The 20980-nt window shown below is 40.0% G+C and carries 27 protein-coding genes; 25 read left to right on the top strand and 2 right to left on the bottom strand.

All coding sequences use genetic code 11. The annotated features are described in order from the left end of the window. Positions 1 to 69: 69 nt before the first annotated feature. From ACIGG7_RS07945 to ACIGG7_RS07885, 13 genes are all read left to right on the top strand, one after another. A complete protein-coding gene (locus ACIGG7_RS07945) occupies positions 70 to 762 on the top strand; it encodes an ABC transporter ATP-binding protein (protein WP_397549348.1) in 693 nt (230 codons plus the stop codon). Then, positions 759 to 3971 (top strand): FtsX-like permease family protein, encoded by a 3213-nt coding sequence (locus tag ACIGG7_RS07940; RefSeq protein ID WP_397549347.1) that lies wholly within the window; start codon positions 759 to 761, stop codon positions 3969 to 3971. Before ACIGG7_RS07945 ends, ACIGG7_RS07940 begins: the two co-directional genes overlap by 4 nt. Before the next feature lie 141 nt (positions 3972 to 4112). Beyond that, positions 4113 to 4661, top strand: coding sequence for a GNAT family N-acetyltransferase (locus ACIGG7_RS07935; protein WP_397549346.1), 549 nt, complete (start codon positions 4113 to 4115; stop codon positions 4659 to 4661). Between the two features lie 17 nt (positions 4662 to 4678). After that, complete coding sequence (locus ACIGG7_RS07930; RefSeq protein ID WP_397549345.1) at positions 4679 to 5116, top strand: GNAT family N-acetyltransferase; 438 nt, start codon at positions 4679 to 4681, stop codon at positions 5114 to 5116. 48 nt (positions 5117 to 5164) lie between these two features. Further along, complete coding sequence (locus ACIGG7_RS07925; RefSeq protein WP_397549344.1) at positions 5165 to 5887, top strand: HAD family hydrolase; 723 nt, start codon at positions 5165 to 5167, stop codon at positions 5885 to 5887. Between the two features lie 77 nt (positions 5888 to 5964). Beyond that, positions 5965 to 6333, top strand: coding sequence for a nuclear transport factor 2 family protein (locus ACIGG7_RS07920; protein ID WP_397549343.1), 369 nt, complete (start codon positions 5965 to 5967; stop codon positions 6331 to 6333). A 159-nt stretch (positions 6334 to 6492) separates the two neighbouring features. Beyond that, positions 6493 to 6834 carry a hypothetical protein gene (locus ACIGG7_RS07915; protein ID WP_224939855.1) on the top strand — a complete coding sequence of 114 codons (342 nt, stop codon included), beginning with the start codon at positions 6493 to 6495 and terminating at the stop codon, positions 6832 to 6834. 20 nt (positions 6835 to 6854) lie between these two features. Continuing rightward, the gene (locus ACIGG7_RS07910; protein WP_397549342.1) at positions 6855 to 7484 is read left to right on the top strand and encodes a histidine phosphatase family protein; all 630 of its coding nucleotides are present in this window, start codon (positions 6855 to 6857) and stop codon (positions 7482 to 7484) included. 230 nt (positions 7485 to 7714) lie between these two features. Then, positions 7715 to 8185, top strand: a complete 471-nt coding sequence (locus ACIGG7_RS07905; protein WP_397549341.1) for an NUDIX hydrolase — start codon at positions 7715 to 7717, stop codon at positions 8183 to 8185. Beyond that, on the top strand, positions 8182 to 8943 hold the full coding sequence (locus ACIGG7_RS07900; RefSeq protein ID WP_397549340.1) for a hypothetical protein: 762 nt from the start codon (positions 8182 to 8184) through the stop codon (positions 8941 to 8943). Before ACIGG7_RS07905 ends, ACIGG7_RS07900 begins: the two co-directional genes overlap by 4 nt. A gap of 14 nt (positions 8944 to 8957) precedes the next feature. Next, the gene (locus ACIGG7_RS07895; RefSeq protein WP_397549339.1) at positions 8958 to 9524 is read left to right on the top strand and encodes a GNAT family N-acetyltransferase; all 567 of its coding nucleotides are present in this window, start codon (positions 8958 to 8960) and stop codon (positions 9522 to 9524) included. Continuing rightward, a complete protein-coding gene (locus ACIGG7_RS07890) occupies positions 9502 to 10005 on the top strand; it encodes a phosphoribosylanthranilate isomerase (RefSeq protein WP_397549672.1) in 504 nt (167 codons plus the stop codon). The genes ACIGG7_RS07895 and ACIGG7_RS07890 overlap by 23 nt, the downstream gene beginning before the upstream one ends. 73 nt (positions 10006 to 10078) lie before the next feature. Further along, positions 10079 to 10288 carry a hypothetical protein gene (locus ACIGG7_RS07885; protein ID WP_397549338.1) on the top strand — a complete coding sequence of 70 codons (210 nt, stop codon included), beginning with the start codon at positions 10079 to 10081 and terminating at the stop codon, positions 10286 to 10288. 54 nt (positions 10289 to 10342) lie between these two features. Here ACIGG7_RS07885 and ACIGG7_RS07880 read toward each other — a convergent pair whose 3' ends face one another. After that, a complete protein-coding gene (locus ACIGG7_RS07880; protein WP_397549337.1) occupies positions 10343 to 10834 on the bottom strand; it encodes a hypothetical protein in 492 nt (163 codons plus the stop codon). 122 nt (positions 10835 to 10956) lie between these two features. On the opposite strand from ACIGG7_RS07880, the gene ACIGG7_RS07875 reads away from it, so the two are divergent. From ACIGG7_RS07875 to ACIGG7_RS07830, 10 genes are all read left to right on the top strand, one after another. After that, positions 10957 to 11751, top strand: coding sequence for a class I SAM-dependent methyltransferase (locus ACIGG7_RS07875; RefSeq protein WP_224939864.1), 795 nt, complete (start codon positions 10957 to 10959; stop codon positions 11749 to 11751). Positions 11752 to 11764: 13 nt separating this feature from the next. Beyond that, entirely contained in the window at positions 11765 to 12208 is a 444-nt protein-coding gene (locus tag ACIGG7_RS07870; protein ID WP_397549336.1) for a pyridoxamine 5'-phosphate oxidase family protein, read from the top strand. A gap of 239 nt (positions 12209 to 12447) precedes the next feature. Continuing rightward, positions 12448 to 12975: a chloramphenicol phosphotransferase CPT family protein gene (locus tag ACIGG7_RS07865; RefSeq protein ID WP_397549335.1), complete on the top strand. Its 528-nt coding sequence runs from the start codon at positions 12448 to 12450 to the stop codon at positions 12973 to 12975. 33 nt (positions 12976 to 13008) lie between these two features. Next, complete coding sequence (locus tag ACIGG7_RS07860; protein WP_397549334.1) at positions 13009 to 13347, top strand: hypothetical protein; 339 nt, start codon at positions 13009 to 13011, stop codon at positions 13345 to 13347. A gap of 78 nt (positions 13348 to 13425) precedes the next feature. Then, the gene (locus tag ACIGG7_RS07855) at positions 13426 to 13620 is read left to right on the top strand and encodes a hypothetical protein (RefSeq protein WP_397549333.1); all 195 of its coding nucleotides are present in this window, start codon (positions 13426 to 13428) and stop codon (positions 13618 to 13620) included. Between the two features lie 133 nt (positions 13621 to 13753). Further along, on the top strand, positions 13754 to 14266 hold the full coding sequence (locus ACIGG7_RS07850; protein ID WP_397549332.1) for a hypothetical protein: 513 nt from the start codon (positions 13754 to 13756) through the stop codon (positions 14264 to 14266). A gap of 9 nt (positions 14267 to 14275) precedes the next feature. After that, positions 14276 to 14818, top strand: coding sequence for an RNA polymerase sigma factor (locus ACIGG7_RS07845; protein ID WP_397549331.1), 543 nt, complete (start codon positions 14276 to 14278; stop codon positions 14816 to 14818). Next, a complete protein-coding gene (locus tag ACIGG7_RS07840; protein ID WP_397549330.1) occupies positions 14805 to 15497 on the top strand; it encodes a hypothetical protein in 693 nt (230 codons plus the stop codon). Before ACIGG7_RS07845 ends, ACIGG7_RS07840 begins: the two co-directional genes overlap by 14 nt. 400 nt (positions 15498 to 15897) lie before the next feature. Beyond that, positions 15898 to 16452, top strand: a complete 555-nt coding sequence (locus ACIGG7_RS07835; protein ID WP_397549329.1) for a nitroreductase family protein — start codon at positions 15898 to 15900, stop codon at positions 16450 to 16452. A gap of 66 nt (positions 16453 to 16518) precedes the next feature. Continuing rightward, positions 16519 to 16971 carry a GNAT family N-acetyltransferase gene (locus ACIGG7_RS07830; RefSeq protein ID WP_224939875.1) on the top strand — a complete coding sequence of 151 codons (453 nt, stop codon included), beginning with the start codon at positions 16519 to 16521 and terminating at the stop codon, positions 16969 to 16971. 53 nt (positions 16972 to 17024) lie between these two features. Here ACIGG7_RS07830 and ACIGG7_RS07825 read toward each other — a convergent pair whose 3' ends face one another. Continuing rightward, on the bottom strand, positions 17025 to 17990 hold the full coding sequence (locus tag ACIGG7_RS07825; protein ID WP_224941263.1) for a quinone oxidoreductase family protein: 966 nt from the start codon (positions 17988 to 17990) through the stop codon (positions 17025 to 17027). A gap of 369 nt (positions 17991 to 18359) precedes the next feature. Here ACIGG7_RS07825 and ACIGG7_RS07820 point away from each other — a divergent pair, with 369 nt between their 5' ends. Both ACIGG7_RS07820 and ACIGG7_RS07815 read left to right on the top strand, forming a co-directional pair. Further along, positions 18360 to 19565: an MFS transporter gene (locus tag ACIGG7_RS07820; RefSeq protein ID WP_397549328.1), complete on the top strand. Its 1206-nt coding sequence runs from the start codon at positions 18360 to 18362 to the stop codon at positions 19563 to 19565. Positions 19566 to 19980: 415 nt separating this feature from the next. Beyond that, complete coding sequence (locus ACIGG7_RS07815; RefSeq protein WP_397549327.1) at positions 19981 to 20799, top strand: lipid II flippase Amj family protein; 819 nt, start codon at positions 19981 to 19983, stop codon at positions 20797 to 20799. The last annotated feature ends 181 nt before the right edge of the window (positions 20800 to 20980 follow it).

The raw sequence follows: 20980 nt of genomic DNA, 5'->3' as shown, positions 1-20980 counted from the left end.
TAACATATATTGGATAATTTGCTATAATTTAAATAGACAGAAAAAACAGAAAAATAAAAGGGTGGTCTCATGAGTTTCTCAATTACTTGCCAATCTCTATCAAAAGAGTTTATCGGGGACGGGATTAGAACACGTGCTTTGGACAATGTGAATGTGAAGTTCCAAAAAGGAGAGTTTGTTTCCATTGTAGGAACATCTGGTTCTGGTAAATCAACATTGTTAAGTTTACTTGGGACTTTGGATGCTCCTTCTGCGGGGAGTATTTTATTTGAGGGAGAGGATGTTAAGTCTTTAAAACCAAATCAATTGGCAGATTTTCGATTCGAAAACATTGGTTTTATCTTTCAGCAATTTCATTTACTCCCTACATTAACGTCATTAGAAAATGTGATGGCTCCTCTTTTTTCCCGTAGAGTTTCTTACAATAAGAAACAAAAAGCCGAAGAAGTTTTAGAGAAAGTAGGTTTAAAAGACAAGTGGAATTCACTGCCCTCTCAATTGTCTGGGGGACAACAACAACGCGTGGCTATTGCAAGGGCGATTATTCACGAGCCCCATTGGTTACTTGCAGATGAACCCACTGGAAATTTGGATAGTGAAACAGGAGAAATGGTATTTGATCTCCTTTTATCGTTAAACAAAGAAAAAGGGTGTGGGGTTATTTTCGTTACCCACGATCCAGTCTTGGCCAATAAAGCGGGGCGAATCATTGAGATGAAAGATGGATGTATTCTTTCAGATAAGGTTGGTTCTTTCATATGATTCGATTTATATGGAATAACTGGTGGAGGAATAAAGGGAGGTTTATTTTACTTCTAGTTGGAGCTCTTATAGTAAGCACAGGTTTGAGTTATCTTGTCGGAGTGACACAGTCTAATAATGGAACCATTGTGGATGAACTTCAGAATAGATGGAAATCTTCTTATCATATTGTGGTACGACCTCCTGGTACAAGAAGTGTCACGGAAGAACTTAATCTCTTGGAACCTAACTATCAAAGTGGGCTATCAGGTGGCATTTCACTTGATCAATACAACCAAATAAAGAAAATGAGTGATATTGATATTGCGGCTCCGATTGCCATGGTAGGATTTGTGAATAACGATATGGTAATAGATAAGGTTGCGGTCCGTGAACCTGGTGTGTACAGGCTAAATATCAAAGACGATACAGATACAGGGGCCGGGATAGAAACCGACGATGGATCATTGTACTTTACCGTTGGAGGCTGGCAGCCGGTCGGACTGGGGAAAGAATATGGTACTATGCGATATGACGGGGAGCTTCCTCTATCTTATGGATCTGAAGTCATGCTGGCAGGTATCGATCCGGATGCGGAGAGTGATCTGGTCGGTCTGAAGGAAGCGATGATTACTGACACAAACAGTGAGTACTTTCATAAAGATGATAATTCGGAGAAGCTAGTAATTGATACAGACATTACTGAAACAGCCATACCGGTTATTATAAGCAACAAAGAATTTGTGGAGAGTAAACGAACTTTTACGATTTCAAAACTTGACCTGCCGTTTTCCTCAGAAGAACAAGCAGCAACGATGGAGAAAGTGAAGGAAAATGGTGGAGAGGTATATCTGGATAAGCAGGAAGGGACGAAAGTAGAGTCTTTCACGTATACGACTCAAGATGTTCATAAGAACTTAGTCAATGAGATATTGTCACCGAGTGAAGATCAGATGGACATTGATCTTCAGAAAATAATAGGGTTTAAAGCATCACCAGTTGAATATAAACCCGTAACCAGCCCATTCTCTGATCGATGGCCATTTGCATACGAAGTAAAACCTTATACTATTCCGGAAGATGTTTCCATTGCTGAAACGGAAGCGTATCGTCCAGTAACAATGTTTGGAGCTGAATTTAAAGATTTTCCTAGAGTAAAGTTAAATATTAAGGGTGTTTTTGATCCAAGGAAATTGAATATATCAAAGGATCCACTGACAGAATTACCGATGGAAACGTATTTTCCATCTAAATCGAATTGGGTATTGGATCAAAATGAAAATCCAGTGAATCCACCAATGGAAATGAAACCACTCAATAATCCGTATGGGTTTCTAACGAAGCCTCCTCTCATGTTAACCACACTGGATGCAGCTGCTGAAATTATGGGAGAAAAACCGATTTCCTCTATACGAATTAAAGTAAGGGGAGTTGATCAACTGAATGATGAAAGTGAAGCTCTATTAAATAAAGTAGCAAATTCGATAGAAAAGGAAACAGGTCTTATTACAGACGTGACTCTTGGATCTTCTCCTCAACCAGCTTTAACCCATATACCAGGTTTAAAGGGAAAAGATTCATTAGGGTGGGTTGAACAGCCGTGGATTAAACTAGGGTCCTCCATGTCCATCTTCAAAGAGGCAAAAGTTGGCCTGAGTGGTGTCATCGCAAGTGTCATTCTCGTAGCGATCGTGTATGTTTTCTCTTCTAATCTCATCATGATGTTTACACGTCAAAAGGAATTTGCGGTATTGCTTTCAATTGGCTGGAGGCCGAGTCAATTATCGAAGCTTTTGTTTCTTGAAGCAACCCTAATTGGTGTATTTGTTTCAGTCATAAGCTGGATTATATTGGGCTACTTTTATTTCACAAGTGACATTACTACGTCTCTCACAAGGTTTTCTCTAATCGGTTTATTTGGTTTGTTAATTTATCTGTTGGGTACAATCATTCCTGCCCATTTAGTAAAGAAAATAAAACCTTATGAAACGATGAAATCTGGTGAGATTACCCATACGGGAAGAAGATGGATCCCAACGAGAACAATCTGGTCCATGAGTTTAAACTCTTTCATTAGTAAATGGAAAAGAAGCATCTTATCTGTTATCTCAATCGCATTGCCGACAAGTTTATTTGTTATTTTCCTGTTTATCACCTTTAGACTTAAAGGCGTTATGTATGCAACATGGTTAGGGGAATATGTTGCGATGGAGGTTAGCTCACTCCATTATATTGCTATGGGAGTAGCGCTCCTGATTGCCATATTAACAACCACCGAGATCATATGGCAAAATGTCTCTGAAAGGAAACCGGAAATTGCTCTCTTGAAATCGATCGGATGGCACGATCGCCATATTAGACTACTTGTCTTACTAGAGGGTGCGTTTAGCGGTCTATTTGCAGGTATCATTGGTGTTCTTCTTGCTTTAGTATTTGTTTGGAATACATATGATCAGTTTCCAACAGACCAACTTCCTTTCTTTCTATTATCAATCGTCATTCCAGTACTTACGGGAATGGTTGGTGCGCTGTTCCCTGCCCGTAAAGCCGTGAAGATCTTACCTTACCAAGCTCTTGGTGGTTCAGCTGAACACTCAAAGCAAACAGAAAAGCGATTAAAAGTCGCTTTGGGAACTCTTGGAGTTGTCTTGTTCATAGGGCTGCTTTCAGTGTTGGGACAGGCCGTTCCAGAGGTGAAGAATGTTGCAACTGATAAAGAAAAAACAGAAGATGTAGTTGGTACCGCTGGTGAAACGACAGAAGTATTTAAATTCAACAATCAAAATGAGCAAGAATCTGAAAATACTCAAGCACAAAATTCATTTGATAAGAAAATGGAGTCTGCTTGGAAAGTGATTCAACTTGATGAAGAGTTTGAGGACCTTGTCACTCTTAAGTATTCATTGGGGGAAAGTAAAGAGGGATCGAACGAATCAACCGAATTAATCAAAGTGGATTCCAGGATGCTATATCCTAAAGGGGATAGGAATGATGGAAGTGTTCTAGCTAAGGTGAATAGTTATACCTTATTGGATGAAGAAGGTAATGTTTATCAACCTACGGATACAATAGTAACGGAGAAAAAGAATTGGAATGGCATCTACCTAAAGCCTGGTGGAGAGATAGATTTCACTCTGGTATTCGAAATTCCAAAGAATAAACAAAAACTAATGCTTCAAGGAATGCATTCATTTTTTCCAGGTGAGCTATTAGTGGAAATCCGAAATTAGTACAATCCATATTTGAACTATGTAATGACGCCTCTGTGAATTTGCGAAGGCGTCTTTTGGTCTGAGAACTGGGAGATATGTGTTGTTATAAATTAGTAATTAATGGATAATTAGTATCATTAAGGCGGAGAGGGTATAAAAATGATCATTAATCCAAAAGAATACAATATTCGTAACCTACTATATACCATAAGGTCAGCAACAGAAGCTGATGCGATAAATCTATCAGATGTACGCTTGCAAGCCGACGGAGAGACAGAAAACATGGATCGGGAACGAGGAGAGGCGTACATAGATGAGGAAGGTTTCAAACAAATCATCCAAGAAGACTCGGACAGTGCCCAGAATCTCTTTTTAGTGTGTGAAGTGAGTGATAGGGTCGTAGGTTTCTCCAGATGTGAAGGGAAACTATTAAAGCGGGTCTCTCATAAAGTTGAGTTTGGAGTATGTGTATTAAAAGAATTCTGGGGATATGGCATCGGGAAAAATCTATTAAAGGAAACTATTCGATGGGCAGATGCCAGTGATATTAAGAAAATCACCCTAAATGTCCTTGAAACCAATGAAAAGGCCATAGCCCTATACAAAGACAATGGCTTTGAAGTAGAAGGAATGTTGAAGAAAGATAAATTATTATCGGATGGACATTATTACGATACCGTGGTGATGGGACGAATAAATGGAATTTGAAAAAAGGGGTGGTTACTATGAAACTCTCTTTAAAGGAGATCAACGCTGATAATTGGGAGAAGTGTATAGCACTATCGGTTTCAGATCATCAAAAGGGGTTTGTGGCAGATAACGCTTATTCATTGCTGCAGTCCAAATTTTTTGAAGACCAATATCCATTGGCCATTTATCATGGGGAGGACATGGTTGGGTTCATCATGTACGGTATTGACGCTGAAACTAGCAGGATGGAAATGTGCCGGTTAATGATTGATCAGAAATATCAGGGAAGAGGTTTTGGAAAAGAAGCAACGCAATTACTTTTAGAACAGCTGACACATATATACGGGAATATTGAATTATTCACAAGTGCTGAACCGGAGAACGTGAGTGCAATAGGGTTATATGAACGTCTGGGGTTTGAGAAGACTGGTGAAGTGATGTGGGGGGAAGTTGTGTTGAAGAAGGAGCTTTAGTATACAGTGTAATCCCACTTCTAATCTAATAAAAGGGTTGATAAATGAATGAATATATATAGCTTGCTTTTATTTGACCTGGATGACACTCTACTAGAAAATTCGTCTTGGTTTGATGATGGACTGGTACACTCTCTTAAAGAACATCCCGTGACAAGGGGCATGGATGGACAGCTGTTTTTGAAGAAAATAAAACAACCTCCAAAATCTTTAATAGCTAAACTTATTAGCGGGGAAATAAATACATACGAATTTAAGATAGAGAGGTGGAAAAGCGCGTTTGATTACTTTGACGTGAAGGTGAACAATGAAGCAATCGAACAACTCGAATCTCTCTTTCATAACATAAGTATGAAATTCATAACTATTAATGAAAATGTACTAAATCTCATGAATGAACTGACTAAGCATTATGAGGTAGGTATTGTTACCAATGGACTTTATGATCCTCATCAAAAGGTAATCAACATGGGATTAGGAGATATATTCAGCCAAGATAAAATCTTTCATGCAGAACCATTAGGTTTTAGAAAACCTGATTCCAGGATCTATCATATTGCTTTAGAAGCATTTAATAAAAAACCTGAAGAGACCTTATTCATAGGTGATTCGTGGACACATGATGTAATTGGGCCCATGGAGGTAGGAATGGATGCCATATGGGTCAATTTTAGAGGAATAGAGAAACCGACGGAGCACACTCTATTTGCGATGGTGTCTTCTATTGGTGAAATTAGAGATGTTTTACTTAGGAACAGAAGTGAAAAATAGTTTTTGTAATATAGGTAGTAGACGATGAAAATTCAAAAAGTAATTAAATAAGTACGAGATTCATTTGAAAGAAGGAAATGAAACTGGTGAATAAAGCATTAAAAGAACACCTGCAACACCTTGAAGAAAATTTATTAAAACCAGAAATTCGGGCATCCAAAACAGAGCTTACTCAAATTCTTGCAGATGAATTTTTTGAAATAGGCAGTTCAGGGAGAATTCTTTATAAAAATGAAGAGATAAGTGATAAAGGGATAGGTTTGGTTAAGATGAAACTGGATCACTTTGAAATACATCCATTATCTGAAGAAATCGTATTGACGACATATAAGATTATCAATGAGGAAACCCAACAACACTCTCTAAGAAGTTCGATTTGGAAATGGGTAGATGGAAGATGGCAAATGTATTTTCATCAAGGTACAAGGATTAGTGAGGATTTTTAATTTTATTAGTAGTGAAATTCATAAAGTATAAGGAAAGAAGCTTATCCCCAACGAAGGAAAAGCTTCTTTTTTTATAAACAAATCATTGAGTTACTGTAAGTAAACTGGAATAATTGGAATTGTCAGTAATATACCTTACGGACAAAGGGGGAACTTCATATGAAAAAGATAAATATTATCATGGTTAGCATCTTAGTTGTCCTTTCCCTGTTCGGCTGCGGGAAGAATGATGGCATCGGCAGCAAGGAAGCAGAGAACATTGCGATGGAACAATTCAAAAAAGATGTTAAAGAACATAATGAGACATCCGTCGAAAAGATAAAGATGGAGGAAGTTGTACTCCTTTCTAAAGAAACCAATTTCAGCAGTTCGTCTAAGGCTTGGGAGATTACATTCAATTACAAGGACGGACTCTCGAAAGAAGATGAAGTTTCGAATTCGATTGCACAATATAGTGTGGATCCTGAAGGGGAGATTGTTCGTAAGTCGAGTTCGTTTTAAGAATCCGAGGAGTGAATAAATTGCTAACCTTATATATAACAAGACACGGAGAAACGGAATGGAATACCGAAAAAAGAATGCAAGGCTGGAGTGATTCAAACCTCACAAAGAAAGGGAAGGAACATGCAGTACTGTTAGGGAACAGACTAAAAGAGGTTCAATTCGAAGCTATTTATTCAAGCCCAAGTAAAAGATCCGAAATGACTGCGACCTTAATAAAAGGTGACAAAGATATTCCCATGATCTTTGATGAGAGATTAAGAGAGATCAACATGGGGATTTGGGAGGGGAAAACTTTTTCATACATTAAGGATAACCATCCTGATGAGTTTCACTCATTTTGGAATACTCCACATCTTTATGAATCATTGGGTGGAGAGAACTTCAATGAACTATTAAACAGAATTTTAACATGTATGGGGTCAATTCAAGAGAAACATGAATCAGGAAATATCCTAATCGTTACTCACTCTGTTGTCATAAAGGCATTATTAGCTCATTTCAAAAAACGTCCCTTAGAGAAATTATGGGATCCTCCATTTATTCATGATACGAGTCTTACTGTAATTGAGCTATCGGAAAAGGAAAATAAGATTGTGATGGAAGGGGATTTATCACATAGGAGAATAGGCATTGGTTCCTACAAATAATATTCGACAAGAACGTTGATTTATTTTCAGTTAGGATTAATTAATGGTATTAAGGATTAATTAATCTGAAATAAGATTAATAATTTTAAATCGGGTTAAATAAACGTTCAAAATGGATTAATTGATGTTCAGTGCTTTTATCTACCTACTTATTCTAAAGTTAATTCCCGTCATTAATAAGGTATGGTAGCAGGATCAAGTAAAACGAAACAAGTAAAGGAGGGAAAACGATGAACTACGTTAAAGATCTACGAAAGCTGGTCGGAACCAGACCCTTAATCCTGCCCGGATCTGTCGTCCTCATTCTAAACGAAAACAATGAATTACTACTTCAGCACCGGACGGATGGGGGGTGGGGACTTCCAGGAGGATTGATGGAGCTTGGCGAAAGTTTGGAGGAGACGGCACGGAGAGAAGTGAAGGAAGAAACGGGACTGGATATAGGGGAGCTGACCCTGGTAGACGTCTTCTCTGGTTCGGATTATTTTTTCAAAGTATCGAATGGGGATGAATTGTATTCCGTCACGGCCGTTTATGCCACAAAGGACGTGAGTGGAAAACTGGAAGTAGATGCAACAGAATCGGTTGAAATCCAATTTTTTAAACTGAATGAACTGCCGGACGGGTTAACGGATGAATATAAAAGCTACATCACGCCATACATAAATCAATTAAAGAAAGAATTCGAGGTGCAGAAATGATCGCTTCAGACAGCATCTTAAAGACTTGGGAGAAATTTAAAGATTTTCCGATGGAGACATTAACAAAGGTCTGGTTTTATAACGGGGGAACTGCGAAGAAGCAGCGTGATGTTTCTCTTATGCGGGAGCATCGGGAACAATTCGGCATGTCGGGAAATTGTTTCGATCTTGCACTGTGGTTACTGGATGAGTTTAAAAGGGATGGCGTCGAGGCCTATCCTGTCGGTCATAATTTGAATTCGAAAGATGCTCATGCGGCCGTTATCGCATTAAATGAAAAAGGGGAACGGTTTCTTTGTGACCTGGGTGATCAATGGTTGAATCCCATTCTTATAGATACAAAGAGTCCTGATTATTCGAACGAAACATTAAGTGGTTTCTTTCCTGCTGCAAAGGTGCAGGTTCAGGCTCAGCCGTCAGATACGGAAATCCGATATCATCGACCGAATGGAAAAGTATCGAAGCAAATTTTCCAAACTGATCCGGTTGATAGGGATGTGTTCTTATCGGCTGCGGAACATTCTCAACATTTGATCAAGCCCCATCCATTACTGGAGTGCAGAATCCCGTACAAAACTGAAATCGCTCATTGGGAGTTTTACAATTGGGAGAGCTTTCTAAGTACTACAGAAGGATTGATGAAGGATTCCAAGCTGGGAACAGTGGAAGAATGGGCTGAACGAATCCATGGGAAAACGAGCTACGACAAAGCGGTTCTAATCGAAATATTAGAACATTACAGACGCATTCAAGTATGAAAGGAACAACGACAATGAAAACAACTCAATGGCCGAACGTAACATTAAGAGAATTGACACTGGATGATGCAGAAGACCGTTACCAGTGGTGCAAGGATAAAGAAGTAACCCAGCACTTGAACATGCCCGATAAATATCCTCCATTCAGCCGGGAAGAAACCCAGAACTGGATTGACATGTGCATCAACAAGACCAATGGATATGAGCAAAAAGCGATTATCACGGAAGATGGCAAACACATCGGGTGGATCGATTTGAAAAATATCGACCGTATGAACAAACATGCAGAACTTGGAGTCGCGATCGGGGATAAGACCTATTGGGGCAAAGGGTACGGATTAGCTGCCATGCGAGAGATGCTTCAATGGGGATTCGAGGAACTGGGACTAAACAAGATCTGGCTCAGGGTTGAAGTCGATAATGAGCAAGCGATCAAGTCTTATAAACGGATCGGATATGTGGAAGAAGGTATATTACGACAGGACCGATTGAGGAACGGTGAATTTGTAGACCGACTGAGAATGAGCATCCTAAGAGAGGAGTTTTTCAATGAAGAAAGTGGACCATCAAAAGTTTCATGAATTTATCAAAATAGCAAGCAAACTGAATGCTATAGGAATCACACCATTGCTAATGGGCTCGGTGGGTTTAGAAGTGGTCACGGGCAGAAGCTGGGACGCACAGGATCTGGACATTCATGTGCCAGGAGATAAACGAGGATGGGAAGTGCCGGCTGAAACATCCATACATAACTGGAATGAGATTGAGAACATCATGGCTACGATGAGCTATAACCTGATCGATCTCCATGAACATGAATTTACGAAAGCTGATCTTTCCGTTGAGTTCGGCATTATCGACACGCTGCCCGATTTCGCAGGAGTGCGATTAGAAGATCTAACGATTCATAGAGATGGAGAAGTGAGTTACTATCTACTGAATCCCGAGCAATATTTACGTGTTTACGAGGCTTCTTCTAAAGACAGCTATCGGGCAGATAAGAATAATCATAAGGATTTGGGCAAAATCGAGTATTTGAGAAATGCGACACATCGTGGATGAAACGGCAACTCATGAAACCAGCAGGATATGTTACAGTTAAAATATAGGAAATGTAGTAAGAAGGAGGGAAACGATGTACTTCTTAATTTTTCTGGGGATTGTCGTTGTGTATTTTGCGATACGGATTTTCATTGGTTCGAGGAAAATGGAGTATTATGGAGATAGCATCAAAAAGAATTTCCCGGATCCAAGAGAAGAAGCATATCAAAAATCCGCTCAACATTCTCAACAAGCCATGAATGCTAACAATCAATCTGGCGGGGGGGGAGGACCTTCTTCTTAAGGTCCAGTAGAATGGGAACTCCCACATAGTGAGGTTCCCTTTATCTTCTTTTCATCATTTCAAACTGTTCAACAATCCACCATCAGCCTGATTCCGAACCGTCACAATTTTCCCTTCGTCATTGAGATTCATTCTTCCAGTGACAGTAGCGGTTTTAGTCTTGCCATCCTTACTATATTCCACTTTGACTTTATAATCATAAGCAAGATCTTGATCTTTTTTCAATTCAATATTGGCCGGTTTCAACTGATACCCATTTTCATAAGCCATCCGTTGATACAACAACAAATGATTAGCATTCAGCATGTCTTCCCAACTCATAACCAGAGGCTTATAGTTCTCTTCTACATATTCTTTCAACTCAGGTGGAAAGGCTCCGTCTTCTTCAAACGCAACCGTGAGTTCATCAGTGGGTCCGGTAAATTCCTTTTTCAAAAAAGTTTCAATGGTTTCTACATGTTCATTTTGAGAATTACAGCCAACAACAAGAACCAAGAGTGTCGATGTAACTATCAGCTTTAAAAGTGGACTAATCCGTTTTTTCATAAACCATATCGCCCCCTTGGGTAATATTTACGAACAAGGATGGTTAAAGTTTCAATTTTTTATAATCTTTGGTGAGTTCACCCAGTTGAAGGTACTAAAATACAGAGAGTGGAGGAAAAAACATGAATTCATTAGAATCACAATATCGTAATCCGACGAAACTGAATACCCGGATCAATATTCATGAGACATACAGTGAAAATAAAAAGGATTGGCATCTATGGCTATTTGAACAGATGAACATCTCCCCAAATAGTAAGATTCTTGAGGTGGGATGTGGAGACGGCACTTTTTGGATGAAGAATAGAAAGCGGATTGATCCTAGTTGGAACTTGATTCTCTCTGATTTTTCAGAAGGGATGGTTGAATCGGCTCATAAGAATGTAGGGGTGAACCCTAACATTCAGTACAGTTCATTCAACATTGAGGATATTCCTTTTGCAGAAAACCATTTTGATATCGTGATAGCCAGCCACATGCTGTATCATGTCCCAAATCGGAAAAAAGCGTTAGAAGAAGTAAGAAGGGTGTTAAAACCAGATGGTACATTTTACTGTTCAACCATTGGACAGAATCATTTGAAAGAATTTGGTGAGTTGTTAAAACGTTTTGATCCACATTTAGACTTCCCATCTGCCAGAGAACACGCCTTGAACTTCGGAGTGGAAAACGGGGCTGCCCAGCTTCAAGAGTATTTCAATGAAATCGGGTATAAAGACTTTGCAGGAGGACTGAAAATCACAGATGAAAAAGCAATCGTGGATTATCTGCTTTCCTCTAATACAGACCTGAATAAAATATTGGTCAATGACACATTATCAGATTTTCTTTCATTCCTTAAATCGGAAAAAGAAGAGAATAATGGAGCGATTTACATAACGAAGTCGACTGGATTGTTTGAATCCAAACGATCATGAGGAGATGAAAAACTTGAAAATCATATATGGTAATAAAAGCTTTAAACTAGATGAATTTCTTGTAAAACCTTTATTTGCCCATCTATCCACACTATCCAAAGAAGGACCAAGGGAGTCCCCAGTATGGTTTTACTGGGAAAATGAGCACATCTATATCATCGGAACCCCATCCTCAGACACCTTCCCACGAAGAATCGAAGAAAACCCAGCGTGTGCCATAGGTATCGTCGATCTGGATCACACTACCGGAAAAGTCCTTCATGCAGGGTTCAGAGGGGAAGCCACAGTGGAGCCATTTGATAAGAAGATTGCAACGAAATTACTGGAGCGGTATCTGGGTCCCGATGAAGAGAAATGGGATCCCAGGTTTCAAGGGTTGGGCGATAGCAATGTACTTATTAAATTTGTACCTGAGACGGTGGTTGTGAGGGATCAGTCTTTTGTGCCGAGTATGTAAGGTATGACTATCGATCATATATCAGGATTCAAGCTCAAAAACCTCATGCTGGATCATATTGTTTGAAAATCGGTTCATAAAACCTGTAGTCTTCCTCTGTAATACGTGCATTAAGATAGTCTTAAGGGCATGGAATCACTTCTTATCATCTTAATAAACTATCAACAGAAAAAAGACTAAGTATACAAACACAGATAAATAAGCATCCCAATCACCTTAATAGAAAAGAGGCCATACCCATGACAAACATCATCATCCTAAACGGAGGATCAAGCTCAGGAAAAACAACACTTGCAAAATGTCTCCAAAATTCATTGACCGAGTCATGGCTAAGATTCAGCATCGATGATCTGATCGAATCGATGCCAGATGCTATGCTTAAGAAAGATAGTGGAATCAAACTAAATGAAGACGGATCCGTCAGTCCCGGTTCAGAATTTCGAGAGCTTGAATCGGCATGGATGCATGGCATTGGAGAGATGGCACGAAGAGGTGCCCGGATCATCATTGATGATGTATTCCTGAGCGGAATGGAAGCCCGACAAAGATGGGAGACATTCTTGAAAGGATTGCAGGTGATATGGGTTGGTGTCTTCTGTGATCCGGCCGTCGCGGGTGCCCGTGAGAAAGAAAGAGGGGACCGTATTGAAGGAATGGCTATATCCCAGGCTGTTGCGGTGCATGAAGGCATGAACTATGATGTAACCGTCGATACATCTAAGACATCGTTGAAAGAATGTATTAGGTTGATTGAGCAACAGATGTAAGCTTTAAAGAGATTTCAATAAAGGTGGATTTTTGTGTTTTCAAAAAAAAGAATGCTAGCTTCAGGGTTCATCTTATTCATCATATTATTCGCCATATTGGATTATACGTCCCCAACCAGTGATGAATTTGAACAATGGATGTTGAAGGAGAATGACATCGAGTGTACGGAAAATGGCGGAGTTAAAAAATGCATGAAGAACAACCGTGTGATATGGGGACGTTCAGGGCATTATCGAAACGTCGGTTTTTTTTCTTCCTACGAAAGGGATTACGAGTATGATACGGGAGAACAAATTACTTTTAGGACCTTTGGTATTCTGGGAAAGATCATTCCCATGGAAGATGGCCGGATTTGGGGTATTGTGAATTAACTCAAATAGAAAGTGGTGCCCAGTTATGGATATTTATGTTAAAATAAACGTATTGACTATTTTCTGGAGGAAGAAATCATGAACGATGTATCAAAAGGTCTCCTTTTCGTATTAGGAGGAATTGTATTCTTGTTAGTATCCTTGATCCTTTCGCTGCCTACTCCTTTATGGGCTGTTATTCTTAGTGCAAGTATTGTTTTAAATTGTACAGGGACTGTGTTTCTTATTAGGTATATTAAGAAACCTGATCAGGGAGTAGGGAAGTCGAAATAACATGTTGAGAGCTTCACTCTTTTTGGAGAGTGGAGCTCTTTTATTTATTTGAAAAAAATGGATGTGCCATCGAACCCTTTCAATCGTTTACTAGTAATAGTAGTAAATGAAAACAACAGAGGGGGAGAAAAGTTTGGAAAATCATAAACTACTAATCATGATTGTACTTCTAGTTCTGCTGTTCAGTGGTTGTGCAGCCTCCAAAAAAGAGGTGAAAATTGCAGGCAATGTGAAGACTGTCGGGAATAAAGTTTCAGTTAACGGTACCAGTACACTGGAAAAAAATTCAGAGATCAAGGTTGAACTTAAAGATATTGAAAGTGATGCCGTCCTGGAGGAAGCCATTGTAAAAGTGAACGCAGACCGGACTTACAGTGCAAATTTTTCAAGAGAAAACAGAGATGAGGAACAAAAGTTAGTCGTCACCTTTAAGCCGGAAGAACAACCTGCCGATATACAGAAGATATACGGTCCCAAAGGTGAAAATATTGGAGATGGATCTCCGGGCTTGGTAAAAGAGGGAGAATTTGCACGCATTCAAATGTTCGATTTTATTTATAAAGTTGAGAAAGGGAGTGTAGGGCAAAGAACATTTCTGCTCGATACCTTTAATAACCTCAGCGAGAACAGTAGTGGAGGGGAGTGAATTAGTCCTTTGTTTATTGAAGAGTCAAAAGCAGAAAAAATTTTCAGAGAATATAGGGATTATGTATATAGAACAGCTTTACTATTAACCAAATCACGTAGTTTAGCAGATGATATCACACAAGAGACATTCATTCGCCTCTTGAGTAAATATGACAGGTATGACGACACAAGGCCGATCAAACCCTGGATTTATACCATCACCATGAATGTCGCCAAGACCGTCTCGAAGAAACAAAGGATAGTAAAATGCTTCTCGTTCTTTTCTGATGATATTGCCAATGATCAGATAGATTCGGTTGAAAAGAGTTTCTTGAAATCAGATGAAATGCGGGAACTGTGGATGGCCGTCAATTCCCTTTCGTGGAAAAGCAAAGAGATCGTTGTTTTGCATTTTTACTCCGAGTTCACGTTGAAGGAATGTTCCGAGATTCTCGGGATTCCTATAGGGACGGCAAAATCCAGGTTGAATACAGCACTTAAGCAATTGAGGCGTCTCGAATTACAGGTGGAATTGAATCTAACCAAGGCGGGATTATATGAAGAAAGATGAGTGGAAGAAGTTATTTGAACATTTGGATGAAACCGAAACATCTTCAATTGAATTTCAAAACGTTTGGAGAAAAGCGAATCGGAAGAATTGGAAGAGGCGTCTTTTTCAATCAGCCGTCCCTAATGTAGCCTTCCTGTTGGCCATTCTGATCCTCACTCCTCTTGCAGGATACTATCTCATTAGTCCAGAACAGGTTTTGCATTCAGCTCAATCAACGGCTAACGATACAAAGAGTCATTATGATCTGTCAGGAAAAGTGTACAACTTCCCTAACCAAATCGTCATTAAGGGAGAGACTGAATTACCAGAAGGAGCAATACTCACGATTGAGCATTTAGAAAGCGATGAAAAAACGCTTATTAGCAAAGGAAAAGTGACAACCACTTCAGATGGTTATTTTCAATACACGACTAACCGTCTTGAAAGAGATAAAGAATATATCGTCAAGGTAATGCTCTATCCCCATTTACAAAATGATACTATTAAAAAATTGCTTGGTAGTAAGGGAAAGAATTTGAAGAAGGTAGAGAATGAGGAGAGTGTATTTCACTATCATTATAAAGAAGTTGAGTATTCTGGTTTGAAGTTGGTGGGGCTTGTGAATAAGGTCGAGGACACGACGCAACAAGTTACATCGGAATTTCTGGTGAGTGAACAAGAATATGAGACTGTTCATTGAGACAGGTCATTCATGTGGCTTCATAGTGCATGTACTATGAAGCCACATTCCAAAAAAAAGAGCTTACCAATAAACTCGGTAAGCTGCTACAAATAAGGAATTTTTCGATTTACATCAGGGGTCTTGCCTTGAACCACTATCTTCAAGATGAAGAAGATATGTTTAGTATACTATCGAATTCTCGTGAGTAAAGGGGATATGCCTAGATGAATATTTTGAAATTTTTCCAGCAACACTCCTTTTCGTGAAAAGGAGTATTCAGAAATATCACTTTACAAGTGAGAATGATAATTGTTATCATTTAAAGGAGGTAGAGTTAGGAATAAAATCTAAAGTATAGACATCTTCATTTGAAACAGAAAAACCTACTCTAAGCATCTTTATATGAGGAGATCATACAATGGAAAATAAGAAATCGAATTTAGCCAAAATCATTCGTGAACGCCGCTCGATCAAAAGCGGATATACAGATAAAGACGTGACAGAGGAAACGGTACTTGAGTTATTGAATGATGCCATCTGGGCACCGAACCACGGGTTAAGGGAACCATGGAGATTCATTTTTGTCTCAACTGAGGAGAAGGAAGGGTTTGTTGAAGGTTTAGTGAAAACTTTCTCTCCAGACATGCAGGAGAACCGGAGAAACTATTTTAGCCAACCCACCGCATTCCTTATTGTGGTCATGGAAGAAGATCCAAGACAAAAACAGTGGGAAGAGAATTTTGGTGCGGTCAGCTCGCTTATTCAAAACTTCCAATTGCTTGCCTGGGAACAAAAACTTGGAGTCGTATGGAAAACAAATCCCTATATTTATGACCCTAAAGTGCGTGATCTACTGAATGTAAAACCAGGAGAGAAAATTGTTGGTTTCTTGCATATGGGCTATTTTGAAACAGCACCGCAAGTGAGACCTCGCACATCTGCAGAAGAGAAGCTGACGGTTTATAAGAACTGACTTTAAAGGTTTTCATTTTTCAGTAGTATAATAGTTAGAAATGTTATTTTCTTAGGAGAGGTACATATGAATATCCGAAAACGAAGGTTAGATGAAGATCTTCCTATGGAATTACTTCTATTAGCTGACCCTTCAGAAGAAATCGTCAAAGAATATGTCGCCAGGGGAGAATGCTTTGTAGCGGAGCTTGAGAATACTATCGTCGGAGTGTACGTCTTGCTCCCAACTAGACCCGAAACCGTTGAGCTAGTGAACGTGGCTGTTGCTGAAGAATTGCACGGAAAAGGTATAGGAAAGCAGCTGGTAATGGATGCCGTCAAGGTGGCCAGGGAGAGAGGGTACACGACCATCGAAGTGGGTACCGGAAACTCTGGCGTCGGTCAGCTTGCTCTTTATCAAAAGTGTGGATTCCGGATCGTTGGGGTAGATTTAGACTTTTTCACCCGGCATTATGCTGAAGACATTTTCGAAAATGGAATCCAAGTCAGGGATATGATCCGGTTGACTCAGGAATTATAGAAGGCAGTTAGTGAAAAGAGACCCAGTCTCGGAATTGGACTGGGTCTCTTTTTTTAAGGTTTTAATAAAATCTTTCCTGTACTCTTTCTGCTTTCCAAATACTCATGAGCTTTCGCGCCCTCACTTAAAGGAAAGACCGTTGGTTCAGAAACATTTAACTTTCCTTCTTGAATCCATCCAAACAACTCATGTGAGCGGATCACCCGTTCTTCGTGAGACGTCAAGACATTCCAAAGGTCTCCACCGGTCAACGTTTTCGAGGTGTCCATCAGCATCCGCGGATCAACTGAAACAGGATCGCCTCCCGCCATACCGAAGAAAACGACCGTCCCTCCGATGCGAGTTGCTTCAAAGCTTTTCATCAACGTCGAGCCCACAGATTCATAGACAACGTCAGCGCCTTTACCATTGGTCACTTTCTGGACTTGCTGTTCCCAGTCTTCACTGTATAAAAACATATGGTCTGCACCAACAGCAAGCGCCGCCTGCCTCTTTTCCTCTGAAGACGTTAACCCGATGACTGTGCCGCCTAATATCTTAATGATTTGAACAAGAAGCTGTCCGACTCCTCCTGCTGCCGCATGAACTAAAACGGTATCCCCATTTTTAACGCGATAGCTGTCTTTCGTTAAGTAATGAGCAGTAAGGCCTTGTAATAAAAGGGATGCAGCGGTTTCAAATGAAATTTCGTCAGGAAGCGGAATCGCTTTTTCCACTGGAACTGACACAAGTTCAGCGTTGGCATACGGTACATCGGCAAAAGCGATTCGCTCCCCGACTTTTATTTCAGTCACGTTCGTTCCAACGCTTTTAACGATCCCCGCTCCTTCATACCCACAAATGTACGGAGGATTTCCTGCTAAGTGATAATTTCCTTTTCTTCTATATACATCCGCGAAATTCAGGCCGATTGCCTTCATTTCAACTAAAACGTCATCCGGTCCGATTTCGGGCGCATCGATCTCCTGGTAATGCAGGACATCCGGTCCACCGAATTTTTCAAATACAAGTGCTTTCATCATCGACTCTCCTCTATTAAATCATTCCTTTTTTAGTGTACCCACTTCCCTGCCGTTTGACTAGGAAAGAGCTTACTGTTCATAGGTACTTCCAGGTGCCTATGCCACTTCAAAGTGCGTTCTTCCCAAAAAGTTAGCTATCCCTCATAATTCAGTTTAGCTTTTCAAACAGTACCTATCGGATTTTGCCAAAGGGGTTTGAAAGGTATATAGGCACTTAATGGTCCTTAGGTTACAAATAAGTACCTACATGACTTTAAAGTGCGTACTTCTCATAAATATTTGTACCCATTATCATAATGTGTACAGAGAAACGGAAGGCGCCTTCGTTTCTCATTTCATTCAATCATTTAAGGAGGAAGTTACGTTATGAGTTCAACTTCAGCTACTATAGATCAGTCAAAAACGAAAGGCGGCACACCGGCGTTACTTGCCCTTGCCATCAGTGCCTTTGGAATAGGAACGACAGAATTTGTCCCTGTTGGATTATTATCATCGATCGCCGATGATTTATCGATATCGATCACACTCGCAGGATTATTGATTTCAGGCTATGCCATTGGAGTCGCCATCGGAGCACCGGTTTTGACGGCATTGACCAGTAAGATGAGCCGGAAATCGCTGCTTATGTCATTAATGCTCTTATTCTTTGTAGGAAACTCGGTTGCGGCCATGTCCACAAGCTTTGGACTATTATTAGTTGCCCGTTTTATCACAGCCTTTTCACACGGCATTTTCTTCTCGATCGGGTCGACGATCGCTGCCGATTTAGTCCCTGCCCATAAGCGGGCCAGCGCGATTGCCTTTATGTTCACTGGATTGACGGTCGCAACGGTAACAGGAGTACCACTTGGAACCTTTATCGGGCAGGCATTCGGATGGAGAGCCACGTTCTGGGGAGTTGCCCTTCTCGGTATCGTAGGCATCATTGCAAGTTCCATCCTTGTGCCGAAAAACTTAAAGGAAGCACCACCTGCCAAGTTCAGTGAACAATTGAAAATTTTAACGAATGGTCGATTATTACTAGCCTTTGCCATTACAGCCCTTGGATATGGCGGAACGTTCGTTGCATTCACGTATTTAACACCATTATTAGAGGACGTAACAGGATTCAGTGCCAAATGGGTAAGCATTATCCTGCTTGTATACGGAATTGCCGTAGCAATCGGAAATGTTGTCGGAGGGAAAGCTTCTGATAAAAATCCGTTAAAAGCGTTATTCTGGATGTTTGTTCTCCAAGCCATCATTCTATTAGCTCTTACATTTGCAGCACCATTCAAAGTGGCAGGGCTGATCGCCATCTTCCTTATGGGATTATTCGCATTCATGAACGTGCCGGGACTTCAGATTCTTGTTGTGAACCTGGCTGAAAAATACGTTCCATCAGCAGTCAATGTAGCATCTGCTCTTAATATTGCCGCGTTTAACGTCGGGATTGCCATCGGTTCCTTTGTAGGGGGGATCATTGTAGATGGAATCGGTTTGATTCACACACCTTGGATTGGTGCCATTATGGTGGCAGGAGCGGTTCTGTTAACAGCCTGGCTTCGTGGAATTGAACGGAAATCAGCATAAGAATTGGTTGGAGGATAGAAAGAACTAACGGGTTAAAGGAAGACATGTTTTGTGATTGAAGAAGGATTGTCATAAAATCCTCATTACGGATTCGTTAGACTATTGAAAAGCACTTAGGCATTTGAATATGCCTGAGTGCTTTTCTTTTTTGGTGAAATGAAGGGAGTGTATGGATGAAGGTTTTTCGTTAAACGGATTAATAATCGTGATTCAGGATTATTAATGAAAGATCAAGGAGGGTATTTACCATCCAGAAGGTGATCTTCAATTTAAGACGTTAAAAGAAGTTCAGCCTTTTCACTGGTATGAAGCGTATAGAAAATAATGCAAAGGAATTAAAGCGACATTTAAAAAATACGAAATGTTCCTTTTTTTAATGCTATAATATGTTTGGATAAAAAAGGGAGTTGTCACTGTGGATTTAATATCGTTACCGGTTATCTCGATTGCACTATTTATTTTAATCATACATAGCATTGAAACACTCGCTTATGCGGTCAGGTTATCAGGTGCAAGGGTAAAACTTATTGCTTCTGGTCTTTCGTTGTTCAATATGATGGTCATTGTTTCAAGGATGTCGAATATGATGCAACAGCCTTTTACAGGTGGTCTCATTGATGCTGCGCCTGAAGGTCATGAATTAGAAGTGATAGAAGGCCAATTCAGGGTGCTGATTGGTGCCTCGACTATAGGGACATTGGTAGGAATCTTTTTATTGCCAACGTTCGTTGCTCTATTTTCCAGAGGAATTATCCACCTTTCAGAGCAGGGCGGTTCCGTTCCTCGGTTGATCAAGCTCGGATTTAAGAATGACCTATATAAAAGAGGCATCAATCATTTTTCTAAGCCGGGTCGGAGATATTTGAAGGGAATCAACTTGAGAAGCATTCCAAAGAGGTTATTTTTCATTAATATGATGATTACAGCGGTTTATACAATTGGTGTTCTATCTGCGCTGTATGCGGCAATTATCGTGCCTGATCGAGGATTTGCTGCCACCATGGCCTCTGGATTAATCAATGGTATCGCAACCATTCTATTAACCTTGTTCATTGATCCGAAGATTTCCGTGATGGCTGATGATGTGGCAAATCGGAAGGGGAATTATTCTGAGTTAAAGGGGCTATCCATCATGATGGTTCTGTCAAGGCTTTTCGGTACAGTGGTCGCGCAACTCATCTTCATCCCGGGCTCATATTATATTGCTTGGATGTCTCAGTTTTTTGTTAATTAAAACGTATGAAATGGGTAAGGGGAAAGTAAGTCGACTCAAGTTAACCTGAAAAGCTTAATTTGTTATAGAAAGCATAAAACACTATAGACTAATCTACATCAAGAGGGAATTAACGTAGGGAAATTGTCTTGAAAGTATATAGAGTAATAGAAGAACCCCCCCTTTTAGAAGGGGGTCTTCT

The organism is Rossellomorea sp. NPDC077527 (genome assembly GCF_044542955.1).
Lineage (GTDB): Bacteria > Bacillota > Bacilli > Bacillales > Bacillaceae_B > Rossellomorea > Rossellomorea aquimaris_E.
The sequence above is the reverse complement of the archived record's forward strand: the minus strand, read 5'-3'. Positions and strand labels throughout refer to the sequence as shown.

What these genes read in the sequence shown, in the direction of transcription:
- ACIGG7_RS07945 (WP_397549348.1), top strand. Translation starts at nt 70, where the DNA reads ATGAGTTTCTCAATTACTTGCCAATCTCTATCAAAAGAGTTTATCGGG.
- ACIGG7_RS07940 (WP_397549347.1), top strand. Translation starts at nt 759, where the DNA reads ATGATTCGATTTATATGGAATAACTGGTGGAGGAATAAAGGGAGGTTT.
- ACIGG7_RS07935 (WP_397549346.1), top strand. Translation starts at nt 4,113, where the DNA reads ATGATCATTAATCCAAAAGAATACAATATTCGTAACCTACTATATACC.
- ACIGG7_RS07930 (WP_397549345.1), top strand. Translation starts at nt 4,679, where the DNA reads ATGAAACTCTCTTTAAAGGAGATCAACGCTGATAATTGGGAGAAGTGT.
- ACIGG7_RS07925 (WP_397549344.1), top strand. Translation starts at nt 5,165, where the DNA reads ATGAATATATATAGCTTGCTTTTATTTGACCTGGATGACACTCTACTA.
- ACIGG7_RS07920 (WP_397549343.1), top strand. Translation starts at nt 5,965, where the DNA reads ATGAAACTGGTGAATAAAGCATTAAAAGAACACCTGCAACACCTTGAA.
- ACIGG7_RS07915 (WP_224939855.1), top strand. Translation starts at nt 6,493, where the DNA reads ATGAAAAAGATAAATATTATCATGGTTAGCATCTTAGTTGTCCTTTCC.
- ACIGG7_RS07905 (WP_397549341.1), top strand. Translation starts at nt 7,715, where the DNA reads ATGAACTACGTTAAAGATCTACGAAAGCTGGTCGGAACCAGACCCTTA.
- ACIGG7_RS07900 (WP_397549340.1), top strand. Translation starts at nt 8,182, where the DNA reads ATGATCGCTTCAGACAGCATCTTAAAGACTTGGGAGAAATTTAAAGAT.
- ACIGG7_RS07895 (WP_397549339.1), top strand. Translation starts at nt 8,958, where the DNA reads ATGAAAACAACTCAATGGCCGAACGTAACATTAAGAGAATTGACACTG.
- ACIGG7_RS07885 (WP_397549338.1), top strand. Translation starts at nt 10,079, where the DNA reads ATGTACTTCTTAATTTTTCTGGGGATTGTCGTTGTGTATTTTGCGATA.
- ACIGG7_RS07880 (WP_397549337.1), bottom strand. Translation starts at nt 10,834, where the DNA reads ATGAAAAAACGGATTAGTCCACTTTTAAAGCTGATAGTTACATCGACA.
- ACIGG7_RS07875 (WP_224939864.1), top strand. Translation starts at nt 10,957, where the DNA reads ATGAATTCATTAGAATCACAATATCGTAATCCGACGAAACTGAATACC.
- ACIGG7_RS07865 (WP_397549335.1), top strand. Translation starts at nt 12,448, where the DNA reads ATGACAAACATCATCATCCTAAACGGAGGATCAAGCTCAGGAAAAACA.
- ACIGG7_RS07855 (WP_397549333.1), top strand. Translation starts at nt 13,426, where the DNA reads ATGAACGATGTATCAAAAGGTCTCCTTTTCGTATTAGGAGGAATTGTA.
- ACIGG7_RS07840 (WP_397549330.1), top strand. Translation starts at nt 14,805, where the DNA reads ATGAAGAAAGATGAGTGGAAGAAGTTATTTGAACATTTGGATGAAACC.
- ACIGG7_RS07835 (WP_397549329.1), top strand. Translation starts at nt 15,898, where the DNA reads ATGGAAAATAAGAAATCGAATTTAGCCAAAATCATTCGTGAACGCCGC.
- ACIGG7_RS07830 (WP_224939875.1), top strand. Translation starts at nt 16,519, where the DNA reads ATGAATATCCGAAAACGAAGGTTAGATGAAGATCTTCCTATGGAATTA.
- ACIGG7_RS07825 (WP_224941263.1), bottom strand. Translation starts at nt 17,990, where the DNA reads ATGAAAGCACTTGTATTTGAAAAATTCGGTGGACCGGATGTCCTGCAT.
- ACIGG7_RS07820 (WP_397549328.1), top strand. Translation starts at nt 18,360, where the DNA reads ATGAGTTCAACTTCAGCTACTATAGATCAGTCAAAAACGAAAGGCGGC.